Source organism: Streptomyces sp. NPDC001700, assembly GCF_053596435.1.
The window spans coordinates 514,070-529,812 of record NZ_JBSFGE010000001.1 but is presented as its reverse complement, the minus strand read 5'-3'; the positions used below and the strand labels follow the sequence as shown (position 1 = coordinate 529,812).

Genomic DNA, 15,743 nt, shown 5'->3' with positions numbered 1-15,743 from the left:
AGATCGCCCTGTACACGGTAAGCTGTTCGCGCTGCACCGGCCGGGTTGGTGGAAGGGTATACACGGAGGTCTCAAACACCTCTGCCCGAGAGGGCTTGCGGGTTCGAATCCCGCACCCGGTACTTACATCTTTAAGTGGATTTTCACGTTCGCGTGATTCGCTCCCATTTCGGCGTAGCGACACCCCCAGGGTGCGACGCTCAGCGCATGACCGAATACAGCCCGTCGGTGCGCCATGACGCCGTCATGCTGATGCGGCGTGGAGTCCCCAATCGTGAAGTAGCCGAGTTTCTCGGGGTCCCACGGGGCACCGTCGGCTGGTGGCGGCATCAGGACCGGAAACAGCGGGGCGAGGTCTTCGTACAGCCCACCGACTGCCCCTTATGCACCGGCCGGGAAATCGATCGTGCGGCGTATGCGTATCTCCTCGGCCTCTATCTCGGCGACGGTCATATCGTCTCCAAGCCCAAGCAGCACCATCTGTCGGTCTTCTGCGCCGACGCTTGGCCCGGTTTGATCGACGAGGCGGAAGCCGCCATGCGTACGGTGATGGCCCAGCCCAGCGTGAAGCGTCGGCAGAAGAACGGGTGCGCCGAGGTGAAGTCGTACACGAAACACTGGACGTGCATGTTCCCTCAGCACGGGCCAGGGAAGAAGCACGACCGCGTCATAGCCCTGGAGCCGTGGCAGCAGGAGATCGTGGATGCATATCCCTGGAAGTTCATCCGCGGGCTCTTCCACTCCGACGGCTGCCGGATCACCAACTGGACCACACGCATCGTCGCGGGCGAGCGAAAGCGCTACGAATATCCCCGGTACTTCTTCACCAATAAGTCCGACGACATCCGCAAACTCTGTTCCGACACCCTCACCGCAGTCGGCGTCGAGTGGACGACCCTCGCGCGGGGCAGCGATCCGTTCAACATCTCCGTCGCCCGCCGGGGCTCCGTCGCGCTCATGGACGCGCACGTCGGGCCGAAGTACTGAACGCGGTACTTCGGCCCGCACATGGCGGCGCAGCGGTCAGCGGAGGTCGTCGGCGCCGATGTGGTGGACGCGGACCAGGTTGGTGGAGCCGGAGACTCCGGGCGGGGAGCCTGCCGTGATGACGACGAGGTCGCCGCGCTGGCAGCGGCCCAGCCGCAGCAGTTCCTCGTCGACCTGGCGGACCATCTCGTCCGTGGAGTCGACGGTCGGCCCGAGGAAGGTCTCCACGCCCCAGGTGAGGTTGAGCTGGGAGCGGGTGCCCGGGTCCGGGGTGAAGGCCAGCAGGGGGATCGGGGAGCGGTAGCGGGAGAGGCGGCGGACGGTGTCGCCGGACTGGGTGAAGGCCACCAGGAACTTGGCGCCGAGGAAGTCGCCCATCTCGGCCGCCGCGCGGGCGACCGCGCCGCCCTGGGTGCGGGGCTTGCTGCGCTCGGTGAGCGGCGGGAGCCCCTTGGCGAGGATGTCTTCCTCGGCGGCGGTGACGATGCGGCCCATGGTCCTGACCGTGGCGATCGGGTACTTGCCGACGCTGGTCTCACCGGAGAGCATCACCGCGTCCGTGCCGTCGATGACGGCGTTGGCGACGTCGGAGGCCTCCGCGCGGGTGGGGCGGGAGTTGTCGATCATCGAGTCGAGCATCTGGGTCGCGACGATCACCGGCTTCGCGTTCCGCTTCGCCAGCTTGATCGCGCGCTTCTGGACGATCGGCACCTGCTCCAGCGGCATTTCGACGCCGAGGTCGCCGCGGGCGACCATGATGCCGTCGAAGGCGTCGACGATCTTCTCCAGGTTCTCGACCGCCTGCGGCTTCTCGATCTTGGCGATGACGGGGAGCCTGCAGTCCTCCTCCTGCATCACCCGGTGCACGTCCACGACGTCGTCCCCGTTGCGGACGAAGGACAGGGCGATGACGTCGGCCCCGGTGCGCAGCGCCCAGCGCAGGTCCTCGATGTCCTTCCGGGAGAGGGCGGGGACGGAGACGGCCACGCCGGGCAGGTTGAGGCCCTTGTGGTCGGAGATCATTCCGCCTTCGATGACGATCGTGTGGACACGCGGCCCGTCGACGTCGACGACCTCCAGGGTGACGCGGCCGTCGTCGACGAGGATGCGCTCGCCCTTGTTGACGTCGGAGGCCAGCCCGTCATACGTCGTGCCGCAGCGGAAGCGGTCGCCTTCGATGGGCTCGACGGTGATGGTGAACTCGTCCCCGCGTTCAAGGAGTACGGGTCCCTCACGGAAGCGGCCGAGTCGGATCTTCGGACCTTGAAGGTCGGCGAGGATGCCGACGCTGCGACCGGTTTCCAGCGAGGCCTTGCGGACTCGCCGATAACGCTCCTCGTGCTCGGCGTAGGTGCCGTGGCTGAGGTTGAAGCGGGCCACGTCCATTCCGGCTTCGACGAGCGCCTTGATCTGCTCGTACGAGTCGGTCGCGGGTCCCAAAGTACAGACGATTTTTGCTCGGCGCATGCTGCCGAGCCTATGACTTACTCACGGGTAAAGAACCGGAAAGCGGCCACTCCCCCATGGCCTTTGCATGGCAGGTAATCGACAACTAATGAAACGTGCATAGGGGTGCTCCGATGAGCGATTCGGGGCCGTTACACCGGGTCGTTTCACGGCTCCGGTCACAGCTCCGGGCGGGTCATCGTAAAGCGCGCCGTGACGTGCGCGTATACGGTCTGGCGTTCGGGTTCCAGGTCGAGCGCGTCCGCCTCCCCGGGGCCGGAGCGGGCGGAGCGGTTACGCGGGGCCGCCACGGCCATCGGCATCGGCGGGCCCGTCTCCCCCTCCGCCGCCAGGTCGGCCAGCTCGACCAGGGCGACGAGCCGGGCGCCGAGCGCGTCCGCGTAACTGCGGGCGCGTCGTACGGCCTCCCGGACCGCCTGCTGCCGGGCCTGGCCGTGGACGGGTGAGCCGGGGCGCAGCCCCCACCAGGGGCCGTCGACGCGGGTCAGTTCGAGATCGGCCAGCCGGGTGGTGAGTTCGCCGAGGGCGGTGAAGTCGGTGACGGTCACGGCGAGGTGCACCCGCCCGTGGTAGGCCCGCACCCGCTCCTCGCGGCCCCTGGCCAGCTCGGGGGTGATCGCGAAGGCGCCGGTCTCCGGCTTCTCGACCGCCTCGCCGTAGGACGTCACCAGGTCCAGCGCCCGCTGGTTGCGCCGGGTGAGGTCGTCCAGCGCGGCCCGCCGGTCGGCGCCGCGCGCGCTGACGGTGACGGAGAGGCGGGCGATCTCGGGGTCGACCTCCAGCGTGGCCTCGCCGAGCACGGCGACGCGCGGGGTGTCGGGGGTGCCATAGGGGACGTGCCGGTCCATATCCATAGGGAGGCTCCTGTTCGGGGCTCGCGGACGGGGCGCGTGGACGTGGCTTGATCCTGCCCTGTGCCGGGCCCTCGGCGTGCCCTGATCGCAACCTGTCGGGGGTGTTGCGGGTGGGTGCGGCTGCGCCAGAATCTACGCGCGTTGTGCTCATTTCGCAGGTATCTCAGGGGAGTTCAGCCATGCCGCTCAACCGTCGGACGTTTCTGGGTCGCACCGCGGCCACCAGCGCGGGGGCCGCGCTCGCCTCGGCCGCGGCCGCCACTCCGGCGCAGGCGGAGGCGCGCGGCCGTGGGCGTACCCGAGAGCGGTACGAGTTCACCGTCATGGGCACCACCGATCTGCACGGCAACGTCTTCAACTGGGACTACTTCACGGACGCCGAGTTCGACGACGCGGCGCACAACGACGTCGGCCTCGCGAAGATCTCGACCCTGGTCGAGCAGGTCCGTCAGGAGAAGGGGCGGCGCAATACGCTGCTGATCGACGCGGGCGACACCATCCAGGGCACCCAGCTGTCGTACTACTACGCCAAGGTCGACCCGATCACCGGAGCGAACGGTCCGGTGCATCCGATGGCGCAGGCGATGAACCTCATCGGTTATGACGCGGCGGCGCTCGGCAACCATGAGTTCAACTACGGCATTCCGGTGCTGCGGAAGTTCGAGGAGCAGTGCGACTTTCCGCTGCTGGGCGCGAACGCGCTGGACGCGACGTCGCTGCGGCCCGCCTTCCCGCCGTACTGGATGACCCGGCTGCGTACGCCCTGCGGGCGCGGGGTGAAGGTGGCGGTGCTGGGGCTGACGAACCCGGGGATCGCGATCTGGGACAAGGCCCATGTGCAGGGGAAGATGACGTTCCCTGGTCTGGAGGAGCAGGCGGCGAAGTGGGTGCCCCGGCTGCGTTCGATGGGTGCGGACGTGGTGCTCGTCTCGGCGCATTCGGGCAGCAGCGGGACGTCGAGTTACGGAGATCAGCTGCCGTACGTGGAGAACGCGGCGGCGCTGGTGGCCGAGCGGGTGGCGGGCATCGACGCGATCCTGGTCGGCCACGCGCATGTGGAGATGGCCGAGCGCCGGGTGGTGAACAAGGAGACGGGCCGCGAGGTCGTGCTGTCGGAACCGCTCAAGTGGGGTCAGCGGCTGACGCTCTTCGACATCGGTCTGGAGTGGGCGCGGGGCCGCTGGCAGGTGGAGTCGGTGGCGGCGAAGGTGCTGAACTCGGCCTCGGTGGCGGAGGATCCGCGGATCGTGAAGCTGCTCGGCGATGAGCACCGGAAGGTCGTCGGGTACGTCAACCAGGTCATCGGCACGTCCACGGCGGCGATGGCGGCCACGGAGGCGCCGTACAAGGACGCGCCGATCATCGACTTCATCAACCACGTACAGACGGAGACCGTGAAGGCGGCGCTGGCGGGCACGGAGCACGCGGCGCTGCCGGTGCTGTCGCAGGCGTCGTGCTTCTCGCGCACGGCGCGCATCCCGGCCGGTGAGGTCACGATCCGGCAGGTGGCGGGGTTGTATCCGTTCGAGAACACGCTGGAGGCGCGGGTGCTGACGGGCGCCCAGGTCAAGGCGTATCTGGAGTTCTCGGCGCGGTATTACGTGCAGACCCCGGCGGGCGGGGACGTGGACCCGTCGAAGCTGACGAACGCCGGTGACACCCCCGATTACAACTACGACGCGCTGAGCGGTCTGACGTACGAGATCGACATCGCCAAGCCGGTGGGTTCGCGGATCGCCGCGCTGCGCTTCGGCGGCAAGCGGGTCGAGGAGTCGGCGCGGTTCGTGCTGGCGGTGAACAACTACCGGGCGAGCGGCGGGGGCAACTTCCCGCATGTGGCCGCCGCCCAGCAGGTGTGGGCCAACTCGGAGGAGATCCGCAACACGATCATCGGGTGGGTGAAGGCGAAGGGGACGATCGACGGGGCCGGGTTCGCGTCGGTGGACTGGAAGCTGACGCGCGACGGCACGCCGGTGTTCTAGGCACGCCTGAGTTGTCACGTCCGGGCATGGGCGCGGGCGGTGCGCTGATCGGGAAGGTGCATCCGCCCGCTGACCTGGGCGCCCGGCCCGGTCGGCTGGAGCCCGAAAGTGGTGAAGGCGGTGCGGGACGGCAGCGGGTAGACCGGTTCGGCGCTGAGCGAGTTGAGGATGACGGCGGAGCGCCAGGCGGCCAGCCCGAGGTCGGGGGTGCCGACGCCGTGGGTGTGCCGCTCGGCGTTCTGGACGTGCACGGATCCCGTGATGAGGGGGTCGAGGACGAGCCGGTGCCGGTCGTCCACGCGGGGCCGTTCGGAGGAGTCGCGCCGGATGTACGGGTCGAGGGCGGCGAGCAGGGTGTCGACGCGGCGCTCGCGGTAGCCGGTGGCGAGGACGACGGCCTCGGTGGTGTGGCGGGTGCGGGTGCCCTGGTGGACGTGTTCCAGGTGGAGTTCGAGCCGGGCGGCGGCGATACGGCCCGCCGTGCGGACGGTGACGCCGGGGGTGAGGACGGCGCCCGGCCAGCCGCCGCCGTGCTGGGCGCGGCGGTACAGCTCGTGGTGGATGGCGGTGATGGTCTCGTGCGCGATGCCCTTGTAGAGCTGCCACTGCCCGGGGAGGAGCTGGTCGCGGACGGCCTCGGGGAGGGCGTGGAAGTAGCGGGTGTAGTCGGGGCTGAACTGCTCCAGGCCGAGCTTGCTGTACTCCATGGGCGCGAAGGACGGCGTACGGGCGAGCCAGTGCAGCCCCTCGGCGCCGAGCGGTCGGTTGCGCAGCAGATCGAGGAAGACCTCGGCGCCGGACTGGCCGGAGCCGACGACGGTGATGTGGCCGGTGTGCAGCAGCCGTTCGCGGTGTTCCAGGTAGTCGGCGGAGTGGAGGACGGGGACGTTGGGGGCGTCGGCGAGGGGGCGCAGGGTTTCCGGGACGTGGGGTTCGGTGCCGACGCCGAGGACGAGGTGGCGTGCGTGGGCGCGGCCGGGGGCGGCGGCCTCGCCGTCGGGGCCGAGCCTGCTGAAGTCGATTTCGAACAGCTGGTGGTCGTGGTCCCAGCGGACGGCGTCGATCCGGTGGCCGAAGTGGAGGCCGGGGAGCTGTTCGCTGACCCAGCGGCAGTAGGCGTCGTATTCGGTGCGCTCGATGTGGAAGCGCTCGGCGACGTAGAAGGGGAAGAGCCGTTCGCGGGCCTTGAGGTAGCTGAGGAAGCTCCAGGGGCTGGCGGGGTCGGCGAGGGTGACGAGGTCGGCGAGGAACGGGACCTGGACGGTGGCGCCGTCGATGAGCAGGCCGGGGTGCCAGTGGAAGGCGGGCCGCTGTTCGTAGAAGGCGGTGCGCAGTCCGGGGACGCCGTGGGCGAGGGCGGCGAGGGAGAGGTTGAACGGGCCGATGCCGATGCCCGCGAGGTCCAGGGGCTCGTGCGGGGTGGTGGGGTCGGCTTCGGGGGCGGACGGTTGCGTGGGGGGTTGTGCGGTGCTCATGGCGTGTTGCCTTCCACGAGGTCGAGCAGCCGGCGCAGATCGCCGGGCTGGATGTGCGGGTTGAGGAGGGTGGCCTTGAGCCACAGCCCCTCGGGGGTGGCCGCGCGGCCGAGGACGGCGGTGCCGTGGTGCAGGAGGCGGCGGCGCAGCGCGGCGACGGCGGCGGGTCCGGCTCCCGTGGGGCGGAAGAGGACGGTCGAGAGGGTGGGGCGGGCGTACAGCTCCAGGGCGGGGCGGGCCCGGATGAGGTCGGCGAGGGCGGCGGCGTGGGCGCAGACCTGGTCGACGAGGTCGCCGAGGCCGTGGCGGCCGAGGGCGCGCAGGGTGACGGCGATCTTGAGGATGTCGGGGCGGCGGGTGGTGCGGAGGGAGCGGCCGAGCAGGTCGGGGAGCCCGGCGTCGGTGTCGTCGTGGGCGTTGAGGTAGTCGGCGCGGTGGCCGAGGGGGGCCAGGGCGGTGGTGTCGGGTACGGCGATCAGGCCCGCGGCGGCCGGTTGCCAGCCGAGTTTGTGCAGGTCGAGGGCGATGGTGTGGGCGCGGTCGAGCCCGTCGAGCCGCTTGTTCAGGGTGTCGCTGAACAGGAGCGGTCCGCCGTAGGCGGCGTCGATGTGGAGCGTCGCGCCGTGGCCGTCGCAGAGGTCGGCGAGCTGCGGGAGCGGGTCGATGGCACCGGTGTCGGTGGTGCCCGCGGTGGCGACGAGCAGGGTGGGGCGGGTGTTTTCCGCCGTGAGGGCGTCGTGGACGCGGGCCGGGTCGAGCACGCCGGTGGGGGTGGGGAGGGTGTGGGGCGGGTCCAGGCCGAGCAGCCAGGCGGAGCGGTGGACGCTGTGGTGGGCGTTGGCGCCGCAGACGATACGGAGGGGTACGCCGTGCGCCGCTTCGCGCGCCAGCAGCAGGGCGAGCTGGTTGGACTCCGTACCCCCGGTGGTGACGAGGGCGTCGGGATCGGGACCGGACGGGTACGCCAGCTCGGCGAGCGCCCGGCAGGTCAGCGCCTCCAGCTCGGCGGCGGCGGGGGCCTGGTCCCAGGAGTCCAGGGACGGGTTGAGCGCGGAGACGGCGAGGTCGGCGGCGGCCGCGACGGCCAGCGGCGGGCAGTGCAGATGGGCGGCGCAGTGAGGGTCGGCCGGGTCGGCGGCCCCGGCGGTGAGCGCGGTGACGAGGGCGCGCAGCGCACCGTGCGCGCCGTCCCCATGGTCGGGGATGGCCGGTACGACCGCGTCCCGCGTCTGCCGCGCCACGGCGCCGGGCCCTCCGGCGGGCAGCGGCCCACCTCGGTCGGCGGCGCCGTGGGCGAGGGCGTCGAGGACGGTGTCGAGCATCGGGCGAAGCGCGCCTGGCCCCTCGCTCCCCCCGGCGAGGAGGCGGGCAGTGCCGGAAGCGGGCATGGGCGGTGCCTCTAGGAAGTGTGGTGGCGTCGGTCGGATCTCAGAGCTGCCCCAAGCTACTTGGCCCGCAAGCGGTTGGACCGGTGATGCCCCGAAGTGCACCCGTACGTGGTACGGGTGCACATGTGCGGGTTGATCTACCGCTGCCCATGCGCCCGCTGACGCCCCGCCGCCCCGGGCGGCCACGCGCCTGCCGGACGGTCCGGTTCCGGGCGCCCGGCGGCCGTACGACTGCCCCAGCCCGCCGGGCAGTCGTACGGGGCCGCTGGTGCCGGGCGCCCGGCACATCGGTGCGGAGCATGCAGGGGGCGCCCCGCAGGGAGTGCGCCCCGGTGGGCGTACGCCTGGCTCGGCCCGCGGGGCGGGTGCGGGGCCGCCCGCACCACGCCGGGGGCGGACGCTAGTGCGTGGCGTCGAGGCGTACTCGTAGGGCGCGGCGGAGGTCGTCCAGTTGGTCTTCCAGGCGGCGGCGCAGGGCGGGGAGGAGGTTGGGGGTGGCGAGGCATTCCTCGCCCAGCCGCAGGGTCGTCGCGTCCACCGTCGTCGGGAAGCCGTAGCGGACGAGGGCTCCGGCGATGGCGGGGCCCCGGCGGGCGGCGGTGGCGGTGGCGTCGGTGAAGAAGCGCGGGACGTAGTCCGCGAGCAGGCCGTGGTGTTCGGGCTGCCAGAAGCCGGTGGCGGTCGCGGTGACGAGGTAGGTGGACAGTCCGGTCTCGCCGAACACCGCGTCCCAGGCGGCCCGTTTGGCGTCCGGGTCGGGCAGGGCGGCGCGGCAGCGGGCGGCGCCCTCCTGGCCGGTGGCGCTGGAGTCGCGGGCGAGTTCGGCGTCGATGTCGGCGGGGCACGCGGCGCCGAGGACGGCGAGTCGGCCGAGGATCTGCCAGCGCAGTTCGGGGTCCAGGGCGGGGCCGCCGGGGACGGTGTCGCCCTCCAGCCAGTCGGTCAGCTCGGCGGGGGCGGTGGCGCTGGCGATGTACGTGCGTACGGCGGAGAGCCGCAGCCCGGGGCCGGAGCCGTCCTCGGTGCGGCGCAGCAGGTCGCGGCAGGTGGCGGCGATGGTGTTGAGGGCGGCGGGGCGCTGCTCCGCCGGAAGGTAGCAGTCGGCGATCTGGGTGCGGGCGAAGGCGAGGACGCCCTGGACGATCGCTATGTCGGTCTCGTGCGGGAGGTGGGTGCGGGCGGCGTCGAGGTAGTCGGCGCCGGGGAGTTCGCCGTCGCGCACCATGTCGCGGGCGGCGTTCCAGACGGTGGCGCGGCTGACGGCGTCGGGGAGGCCGGAGAGGGCGCGTACGGCGGCGCTCCAGGAGGCGGGGTCGAGCCGGACCTTGGCGTAGGTCAGGTCGCCGTCGTTGAGGAGGAGCAGGGCGGGGCGGGGACCGGTGAAGGAGAGGGTGAGGGCGGGCTCGGCGCCGCTCAGCTCGGCTTCGACGCGGTCGCGCAGCACGAGGTGGTGCGGGGCGGCCGGTGCGTGGTCGTAGAGGCCGACGGCGATGCGGTGCGGGCGCCGGGGGGCCGGGTTCCGGCCGTCGCGGCCGCCGCCGTCGTGGCGGATCTCGGCGCTCCAGCGGTCGCCGTCGGTGGTGATGGCGGGGGTGAGGGTGTCGACTCCGGTGGTGCGCAGCCAGGTGTCGGCCCAGGCGTGGACGTCGCGGTCGGTGGAGCGGGCGAGGGAGTCGAGGAAGTCGGCGAGCGTGGCGTTGCCGAAGCGGTGCCGGGTGAAGTGCTCGTTGATGCCGCTGAGGAAGTCCTTCTCGCCCAGCCAGGTGACGAGCTGGCGCAGCGCGGAGGCGCCCTTGGCGTAGGAGATGCCGTCGAAGTTGAGGCGGGCGGCGGCGGTGTCGGGGACGAGTTCGGGCGCGGGGGCGACGGGGTGGGTGGAGGGGCGCTGGTCGGCGTCGTAGCCCCAGGTCTTGCGGCGGACGCCGAAGTCGGCCCAGGTGTCGGTGTAGCGGGTGGCTTCGGTGAGGATCTGGAAGCCCATGTACTCGGCGAAGGACTCGTTGAGCCAGATGTCGTCCCACCACCGCATGGTGACGAGGTCGCCGAACCACATGTGGGCCATCTCGTGGGCGATGACCATGGCGCGGGTCTGGCGCTCGGCGTCGGTGACGGCGGAGCGGTAGACGAACTCGTCGCGGAAGGTGACGAGGCCGGGGTTCTCCATGGCGCCGGAGTTGAACTCGGGGACGAACGCCTGGTCGTAGGAGTCGAAGGGGTACGGCTCGTGGAAGATCTCGTGGTAACGGTCGAAGCAGCGCCGGGTGATGTCGAAGAGTTCGTCGGCGTCGGCTTCGAGGTGCGGTGCGAGCGAGCGGCGGACGTGCAGTCCGAACGGGATGCCCGCGTGCTCGGTGTGCACGGAGTGGTACGGGCCCGCGGCCACCGCGAACAGGTAGGTGCTGATGGGCGCGGTGGGGGCGAGCGTCCAGCGGCCGTCGGCGGGGTCGCCGTCGCGGGTGGCGATGCCGTTGCCGAGGACGGTCCACCGGGGCGGGGCGGTGACGCGGACGTCGAAGGCGGCCTTGAGGTCGGGCTGGTCGAAGGCCGCGAAGACGCGGGGCGCGTCGGACATGCAGCACATGGTGTAGAGGTACGTCTCGCCGTCGGCGGGGTCGGTGAAGCGGTGCATGCCCTCGCCGGTCCGCGAGTACGCCATGTCCGTCTCGACGCGCAGCTCGTGCTCGCCCTCGGCGAGGCCGGTGAGCGGGAGCCGTCCCTCGGCGATGATCTCGGCGGGGTCGAGCGCGAGGTCGTGTCCGTCGAGCACCGCCCGGTGCAGGGCGGCGGGGTTCAGCTCCACGAAGGTATCCGCCCCGGCCTCGCGGGCGCTGAAGCGGATGGTCGTGGTGGAGCCGAAGCGTGCGTCGCCGCAGGTCAGGTCGAGGTCGACCGTGTAGCGGTGGACCTCGATGAGGCGGGCTCGGATCTGCGCTTCCTCGCGCGTCAGTACGGACATGGGGACATGCTGCCCTACGCGCCATGGGCGGGGCACCGCGCGAGGTGAACGAAGGGGCGTTAAGGGGCGCTCCACCGGTGGTGCGCCCCTCACCTGCCCCGGCGGGTCGGCTCAGGAGCGCGCGATCGTCTCGTGGTGCCGGATGACCTCGGCGATGATGAAGTTGAGCAGCTTCTCGGCGAAAGCGGGGTCGAGTTTGGCGTTTTCCGCCAGTTCGCGCAGCCGGGTGATCTGCCGGGACTCGCGGGCGGGGTCGGCCGGGGGGAGCTTGTGGGCGGCCTTGAGGTGGCCGACCTGCTGGGTGCACTTGAAGCGCTCGGCGAGCATATGGACGACCGCCGCGTCGATGTTGTCGATGCTGTCGCGCAGCCGGGCCAGCTCGGCGCGTACGGCGTCCTCGGCCTCGTCGGCGGTGCTGGTCTGGTTCGGCTGGCTGGGGCGGTCGGCGGGGTCGGTGTCGCTGTGCGTCATGGCCCCCGACCCTATGCCAGCGGGCCGTCCGCCCATGCTCCGGGACCGCCCCGCCCCCGGTGGGGGGTTATGAAGGGGACGGGGCGGTCTCCCGGGAAGGCCGCCCCCGGTAGCGGCGCCTCCACCGTGGAGGAGCCGTAAACGCGAGACGAGGTTCCCTTTGACCCCGGGATTTTCCCCACCACCCGCAGGGGTCGGTCATAGGCTCACGGAATGATCGCAACGCTTCAGTGCACCGTCATCGACTGTCCGGACCCGGCCGCGCTGGCCGCCTTCTACGGCGCGATCCTGGGGTGGGAGGTGAACGACAGCGACCCGGAGTGGGCGTTCCTCACCTCGGCGGACGGGCAGCGGATCGCCTTCCAGCTGGCGCCGGACCACCAGCCGCCGCGCTGGCCGGACCCGGCGCATCCGCAGCAGCTGCATCTGGACTTCGAGGTGCCGACGATCGAGGACGCGGAGCGGGCGCAGCGGGAGGTGATCGCGCTGGGGGCGACGTTCCTGCACGACAGCGGCGGGGAGCGGTCGGGGTTCCGGGTGTTCAGCGACCCGGTCGGGCACCCGTTCTGCGTCTGCTACGGCCAGCCGTAGCGGTGCCAGCGGCCGGACGTGACGCGGACCCGGCGCGCACTGCCGCGCCGGGTCCCGTACCTGCCGCTAGGTGCCGGATCAGCCGCCGAGCTGGGCCGCGGCGGTCTTGATGTTCTGGGCGAAGGTGCTCACCTCGGTGTAGACACCGGGCTTGCCGGGCCGGGCGCAGCCCTCGCCCCAGCTGACGATGCCGACCTGGATCCACTGCCCGGCGTCGTCCTTGCGGAACATCGGCCCGCCGGAGTCGCCCTGGCAGGTGTCGACGCCGCCCTGGGCCATCTTGCCCGCGCAGATCTCCTCACCGGCGACGAGTTCGTTGTACGCCGACTTGCAGGTGGCGTCGTCGACGAACGGCACGGTGGCCTTGAGCAGGTAGCGCTGCTGGCCGCCGCCCTCGACGGCGGCGCCCCACCCGGCGACGGTGAAGTCGCCCTTGTTGTACGCCGTGGTCTCGGCGATCTTCAGGGTGGGCTGGTTGATGGGCGCGGCGAGCTTGATGAGGGCCCAGTCCTTGCCGGTGCCGTTGTAGCCCGGGGCCTGAAGTACCCGGGTGGACTTGACCTTGGTGGCGCTGGAGCTCTGGAGGTCGACGACGCCCGCGGTGGCGGTGATGGAGGTGTTGGCGCCGCTGCCGTTCACACAGTGGGCGGCGGTGAGCACGAGGGTCTGGGTGTAGAGCGCGCCGCCACAGCCCATGGAGAGCCGGACCATGAAGGGGAATTCACCCTGGGCGGCGCGGGTGCCGCCGACGACGGAGGGGCCGGGCTCGGGACCGGTGGGCTGGGCGGTCGCGGTGCCCGGCATGAGGCTGAAGGCGGTGAGGGCGACGGCGCCGAGGGCCGCGGATCTCTTCAGGTGCTTCAGTGCGTTGCGCAACGGAAGTCCTCTCGTGGGGGGTTGTGCAAAAATGTCAGGCCCATGCCAAATCACAAGGACCTGTGTCATGCCCTGTGATTATGTGAAGTCCGCGAACAGGCTGACAAGGGTGGGTTTCCAGCCATCCGCGCGCCCCCGCGCGCCCCGCCCCCGCGCCCGGCCCCCGCCCGTACAGTGGGCCCGTGGCGGCACCACCGGGCAGCGACATCGAACACGGCTATCCGCACCTGGACATGGTCCGGGCCTCGCTCACCGCGCTCTACCGGCGGCTCTCGCGCGACACGGTGGACACCTTCGGGCTCAGCGTCGTCCCCGGTGACGTGGCCTTCTCCGACCAGGACGACCTCCACCTCGGCGTCCAGCGGGTGGCCCGGGTGATGGTGCAGCACATGCGGCTGCCGGACGCCCGGATGATCGTGAGCTTCCGCGAGATGCGGCACGCGGGGAACGTGGAGCTGGCCGCCGGGCCGGAGTACTTCATCGAGCTGAACTCCCGCTTCAAGACCCACCGCCGCGACATCGGGGCGGCCCTCGCCCACGAGGTCACCCACGTCTATCTGCACCGGCTCGATCTCGCCTTCCCCGGCACCCGCGACAACGAGATCCTCACCGACACCAGCGCCGCCTACCTCGGCACCGGCTGGCTGCTGCTCGACGCGTACCGCCAGTCCGCGGTCACCAGCCAGAAGCTGGGCTATCTGACGCCGGAGGAGTTCGGGTACGTCCTCGCCAAGCGGGCCCGGCTCTTCGACGAGGACCCGTCCCCCTGGTTCACCAGCCCGCAGGCGTACGAGGCGTACGCCAAAGGCCGGGAGCTGGCCGAGCGCGACGAACGACAGCCGCCGCTCGCCGCCGCCGGGTGGACCGGCCGCCGCCGGTACGCCAAGGACCGCCGTTCGGCACAGTCCGGCCACCCCTCCCCCACCGGGGGCGACTACGTCTTCGAGAGCGGTCCGCCGCTCAGCGTGTCCTTCCCCTGCCCTACGTGCCGTCAGCGCATCCGGCTCCCGGTGCGCGGCAGGCTGCGGGCGCGCTGCGGACTGTGCCGTACGGTCCTGGAGTGCGACACCTGACGGGACCTCGGCGGGAGGGGGCCGCGTTCGAGCGCACTCCACGTCGTACCCTCGCGTGCATGAGCCCCTCCATCGCCACCAACACCCGCGTCGCCCTGGACGAGCTGCTGGAGTTCGTCCGCCCGCGCCACCGCGCCATCCTGATGACCCGCCGGACCGACGGCTCCCCGCAGGCCTCCCCGCTGACCTGCGGCGTCGACGATTCGGGCCGTATCGTCATGTCCACCTACCCCGAGCGCGCCAAGGTCCGCAACGCCAAGCGCGAGGCGGCCGTCAGCCTGATCGTGCTGTCCGACGAGTGGAACGGCGCGTGGGTCCAGATCGACGGCACCGCCGAGGTGATCGACACCCCCGACTCGGTCGAACCGCTCGTCGAGTACTACCGCAACATCGCCGGTGAGCACCCGGACTGGGACGAGTACCGCTCGGCCATGCGCAAGCAGGGCAAGTCGCTGATCCGGGTCACGCCCGAGCGCTGGGGCCCGATCGCCACCGGCGGCTTCCCCGCCCGGCTGGTGGAGGACTCCCCGGAGGGCTGAGCGGTCAGCAGCGCCCGGGGCGCCCGTAGAGCACGATCCGCATCCCGGGGACGTCCCTGACGGCGCATCGGTGGAAGTACCGCGCCAGCACCTCGCGCTTCACCCGCTCCCGCGGGATGTCGTCCAGCGGCTGCCCGGGCGGGTCGTTCACCGTGACGATCCGCCCGGCCGCCAGCATCCGGGCACGGATGGGCGGTGCGGGCAGCTCGATGCCGTGCGGGGTGCCCGAGGGGGCGGCGTGCCGGGCCAGGGCGAGTTCCCGTAACCCCCGGAAGTCCGCCGGGCTGGACATGATCGGCTCGCGGCGGCGGACGGGCAGGAACAGCACCCCGTCGCCGGGCCGGGTCAGCTCCCGTACGGCGCGGGCGGCGGCCAGCGGGTCCTGGTCGGACATGGGCTCGTCGAGGAGCAGCAGTCCGGCCCGTTTGCCGAGGGCGAGGGCCAGGGCGACGCAGGTGCGCTGGCCGCCGGAGACGGGCGTCGAGGGTGCGTGGCCGAAGATCCGGAGGGTGCCGGTGGTGGGCGTCAGCAGGTCGGCGGCGAGGGATAACAGGGTGCTCTTGCCGGAGCCGTTGGGCCCGACGAGGGCGCAGATACGCCCGGCGGGCAGCCGGAAGGCGGCGTGCCGTCGCCGAACCGCTCGTCGAGCACCGAGGTGACGAGCGCGGCCACGTCCTCGCGGTCGAGTCCGGCGGCGCGGGCCCGGTCCGCCCAGGCGGCCAGCTCGCCGTGGAGCGGCGAGTCGGCGGCGGCTCCCGGCCGGGCCAGCGAGCGGCGTACGAAGGTGCCGAGGCCCGGTCGCGGCTCGACCAGCCCTTCGCGCTCCAGCTCGCGGTAGGCCTTCAGGACGGTGTTGGGATTGATGGCGGTGGCCGCGACGACCTCCCTGGCGGTGGGCAGCCGGTCGCCGGGCTCCAGCAGGCCGAGCCGCAGCGATCCCGGGCGAAAGTCAACCGGGAATATCAACCGGTGGCACACGGCACGAACGCCACGCGGCGCCCTCCCCCGGTCGGGTGGGGGAAGGCGCCGCGCGGCCGGTCCGTACGCCGTTGTACGGGCGGAGCTCTAGGGGTATCGGACCGTG

The 15,743-nt window shown here is 71.7% G+C and carries 14 protein-coding genes and 1 tRNA gene; 6 read left to right on the top strand and 9 right to left on the bottom strand.

Features of this window, described 5'->3' with window-relative positions; translation table 11 throughout:
- Positions 1-39 precede the first annotated feature (39 nt).
- Together ACWC5C_RS02450 and ACWC5C_RS02445 are read left to right on the top strand one after the other, a co-directional pair.
- Positions 40-122, top strand: a tRNA-Leu gene (locus tag ACWC5C_RS02450).
- 85 nt (positions 123-207) lie between these two features.
- On the top strand, positions 208-987 hold the full coding sequence (locus tag ACWC5C_RS02445; RefSeq protein WP_450872898.1) for a helix-turn-helix domain-containing protein: 780 nt from the start codon (positions 208-210) through the stop codon (positions 985-987).
- 36 nt (positions 988-1,023) lie between these two features.
- Here ACWC5C_RS02445 and pyk read toward each other — a convergent pair whose 3' ends face one another.
- Positions 1,024-2,454: a pyruvate kinase gene (gene pyk, locus ACWC5C_RS02440; RefSeq protein ID WP_450872896.1), complete on the bottom strand. Its 1,431-nt coding sequence runs from the start codon at positions 2,452-2,454 to the stop codon at positions 1,024-1,026.
- Positions 2,455-2,612: 158 nt separating this feature from the next.
- Complete coding sequence (locus tag ACWC5C_RS02435) at positions 2,613-3,302, bottom strand: SIMPL domain-containing protein (RefSeq protein WP_450873250.1); 690 nt, start codon at positions 3,300-3,302, stop codon at positions 2,613-2,615.
- A gap of 185 nt (positions 3,303-3,487) precedes the next feature.
- Here ACWC5C_RS02435 and ACWC5C_RS02430 point away from each other — a divergent pair, with 185 nt between their 5' ends.
- A complete protein-coding gene (locus tag ACWC5C_RS02430) occupies positions 3,488-5,290 on the top strand; it encodes a bifunctional metallophosphatase/5'-nucleotidase (RefSeq protein ID WP_450872894.1) in 1,803 nt (600 codons plus the stop codon).
- 14 nt (positions 5,291-5,304) lie between these two features.
- Here ACWC5C_RS02430 and ACWC5C_RS02425 read toward each other — a convergent pair whose 3' ends face one another.
- From ACWC5C_RS02425 to ACWC5C_RS02410, 4 genes are all read right to left on the bottom strand, one after another.
- Positions 5,305-6,765, bottom strand: a complete 1,461-nt coding sequence (locus tag ACWC5C_RS02425) for a lysine N(6)-hydroxylase/L-ornithine N(5)-oxygenase family protein (protein WP_450872893.1) — start codon at positions 6,763-6,765, stop codon at positions 5,305-5,307.
- Positions 6,762-8,153 carry a pyridoxal phosphate-dependent decarboxylase family protein gene (locus tag ACWC5C_RS02420; RefSeq protein ID WP_450872892.1) on the bottom strand — a complete coding sequence of 464 codons (1,392 nt, stop codon included), beginning with the start codon at positions 8,151-8,153 and terminating at the stop codon, positions 6,762-6,764. Before ACWC5C_RS02420 ends, ACWC5C_RS02425 begins: the two co-directional genes overlap by 4 nt.
- 400 nt (positions 8,154-8,553) lie before the next feature.
- Positions 8,554-11,109, bottom strand: coding sequence for an aminopeptidase N (gene pepN / locus ACWC5C_RS02415; protein WP_450872890.1), 2,556 nt, complete (start codon positions 11,107-11,109; stop codon positions 8,554-8,556).
- A 111-nt stretch (positions 11,110-11,220) separates the two neighbouring features.
- Positions 11,221-11,580: a chorismate mutase gene (locus tag ACWC5C_RS02410; RefSeq protein WP_450872888.1), complete on the bottom strand. Its 360-nt coding sequence runs from the start codon at positions 11,578-11,580 to the stop codon at positions 11,221-11,223.
- A gap of 213 nt (positions 11,581-11,793) precedes the next feature.
- Here ACWC5C_RS02410 and ACWC5C_RS02405 point away from each other — a divergent pair, with 213 nt between their 5' ends.
- A complete protein-coding gene (locus ACWC5C_RS02405; RefSeq protein WP_450872887.1) occupies positions 11,794-12,171 on the top strand; it encodes a VOC family protein in 378 nt (125 codons plus the stop codon).
- A gap of 78 nt (positions 12,172-12,249) precedes the next feature.
- On the opposite strand, the gene ACWC5C_RS02400 is transcribed toward ACWC5C_RS02405, so the two are convergent.
- Positions 12,250-13,047 (bottom strand): S1 family peptidase, encoded by a 798-nt coding sequence (locus tag ACWC5C_RS02400; RefSeq protein WP_450872885.1) that lies wholly within the window; start codon positions 13,045-13,047, stop codon positions 12,250-12,252.
- Between the two features lie 233 nt (positions 13,048-13,280).
- On the opposite strand from ACWC5C_RS02400, the gene ACWC5C_RS02395 reads away from it, so the two are divergent.
- Together ACWC5C_RS02395 and ACWC5C_RS02390 are read left to right on the top strand one after the other, a co-directional pair.
- Positions 13,281-14,120, top strand: coding sequence for a hypothetical protein (locus tag ACWC5C_RS02395; RefSeq protein WP_450873248.1), 840 nt, complete (start codon positions 13,281-13,283; stop codon positions 14,118-14,120).
- A 59-nt stretch (positions 14,121-14,179) separates the two neighbouring features.
- A complete protein-coding gene (locus ACWC5C_RS02390) occupies positions 14,180-14,659 on the top strand; it encodes a PPOX class F420-dependent oxidoreductase (protein WP_450872883.1) in 480 nt (159 codons plus the stop codon).
- A gap of 4 nt (positions 14,660-14,663) precedes the next feature.
- On the opposite strand, the gene ACWC5C_RS02385 is transcribed toward ACWC5C_RS02390, so the two are convergent.
- Both ACWC5C_RS02385 and ACWC5C_RS02380 read right to left on the bottom strand, forming a co-directional pair.
- Positions 14,664-15,254 carry an ATP-binding cassette domain-containing protein gene (locus ACWC5C_RS02385; protein WP_450873247.1) on the bottom strand — a complete coding sequence of 197 codons (591 nt, stop codon included), beginning with the start codon at positions 15,252-15,254 and terminating at the stop codon, positions 14,664-14,666.
- Positions 15,185-15,625 (bottom strand): GntR family transcriptional regulator, encoded by a 441-nt coding sequence (locus tag ACWC5C_RS02380; RefSeq protein ID WP_450872882.1) that lies wholly within the window; start codon positions 15,623-15,625, stop codon positions 15,185-15,187. Before ACWC5C_RS02380 ends, ACWC5C_RS02385 begins: the two co-directional genes overlap by 70 nt.
- Positions 15,626-15,743 lie beyond the last annotated feature (118 nt).

Coding starts and splice junctions, on each gene's coding strand:
- pepN (WP_450872890.1), bottom strand. CDS start 11,109: ATGTCCGTACTGACGCGCGAGGAAGCGCAGATCCGAGCCCGCCTCATC.
- ACWC5C_RS02425 (WP_450872893.1), bottom strand. CDS start 6,765: ATGAGCACCGCACAACCCCCCACGCAACCGTCCGCCCCCGAAGCCGAC.
- ACWC5C_RS02435 (WP_450873250.1), bottom strand. CDS start 3,302: ATGGACCGGCACGTCCCCTATGGCACCCCCGACACCCCGCGCGTCGCC.
- ACWC5C_RS02405 (WP_450872887.1), top strand. CDS start 11,794: ATGATCGCAACGCTTCAGTGCACCGTCATCGACTGTCCGGACCCGGCC.
- pyk (WP_450872896.1), bottom strand. CDS start 2,454: ATGCGCCGAGCAAAAATCGTCTGTACTTTGGGACCCGCGACCGACTCG.
- ACWC5C_RS02445 (WP_450872898.1), top strand. CDS start 208: ATGACCGAATACAGCCCGTCGGTGCGCCATGACGCCGTCATGCTGATG.
- ACWC5C_RS02420 (WP_450872892.1), bottom strand. CDS start 8,153: ATGCCCGCTTCCGGCACTGCCCGCCTCCTCGCCGGGGGGAGCGAGGGG.
- ACWC5C_RS02395 (WP_450873248.1), top strand. CDS start 13,281: ATGGTCCGGGCCTCGCTCACCGCGCTCTACCGGCGGCTCTCGCGCGAC.
- ACWC5C_RS02390 (WP_450872883.1), top strand. CDS start 14,180: ATGAGCCCCTCCATCGCCACCAACACCCGCGTCGCCCTGGACGAGCTG.
- ACWC5C_RS02410 (WP_450872888.1), bottom strand. CDS start 11,580: ATGACGCACAGCGACACCGACCCCGCCGACCGCCCCAGCCAGCCGAAC.
- ACWC5C_RS02430 (WP_450872894.1), top strand. CDS start 3,488: ATGCCGCTCAACCGTCGGACGTTTCTGGGTCGCACCGCGGCCACCAGC.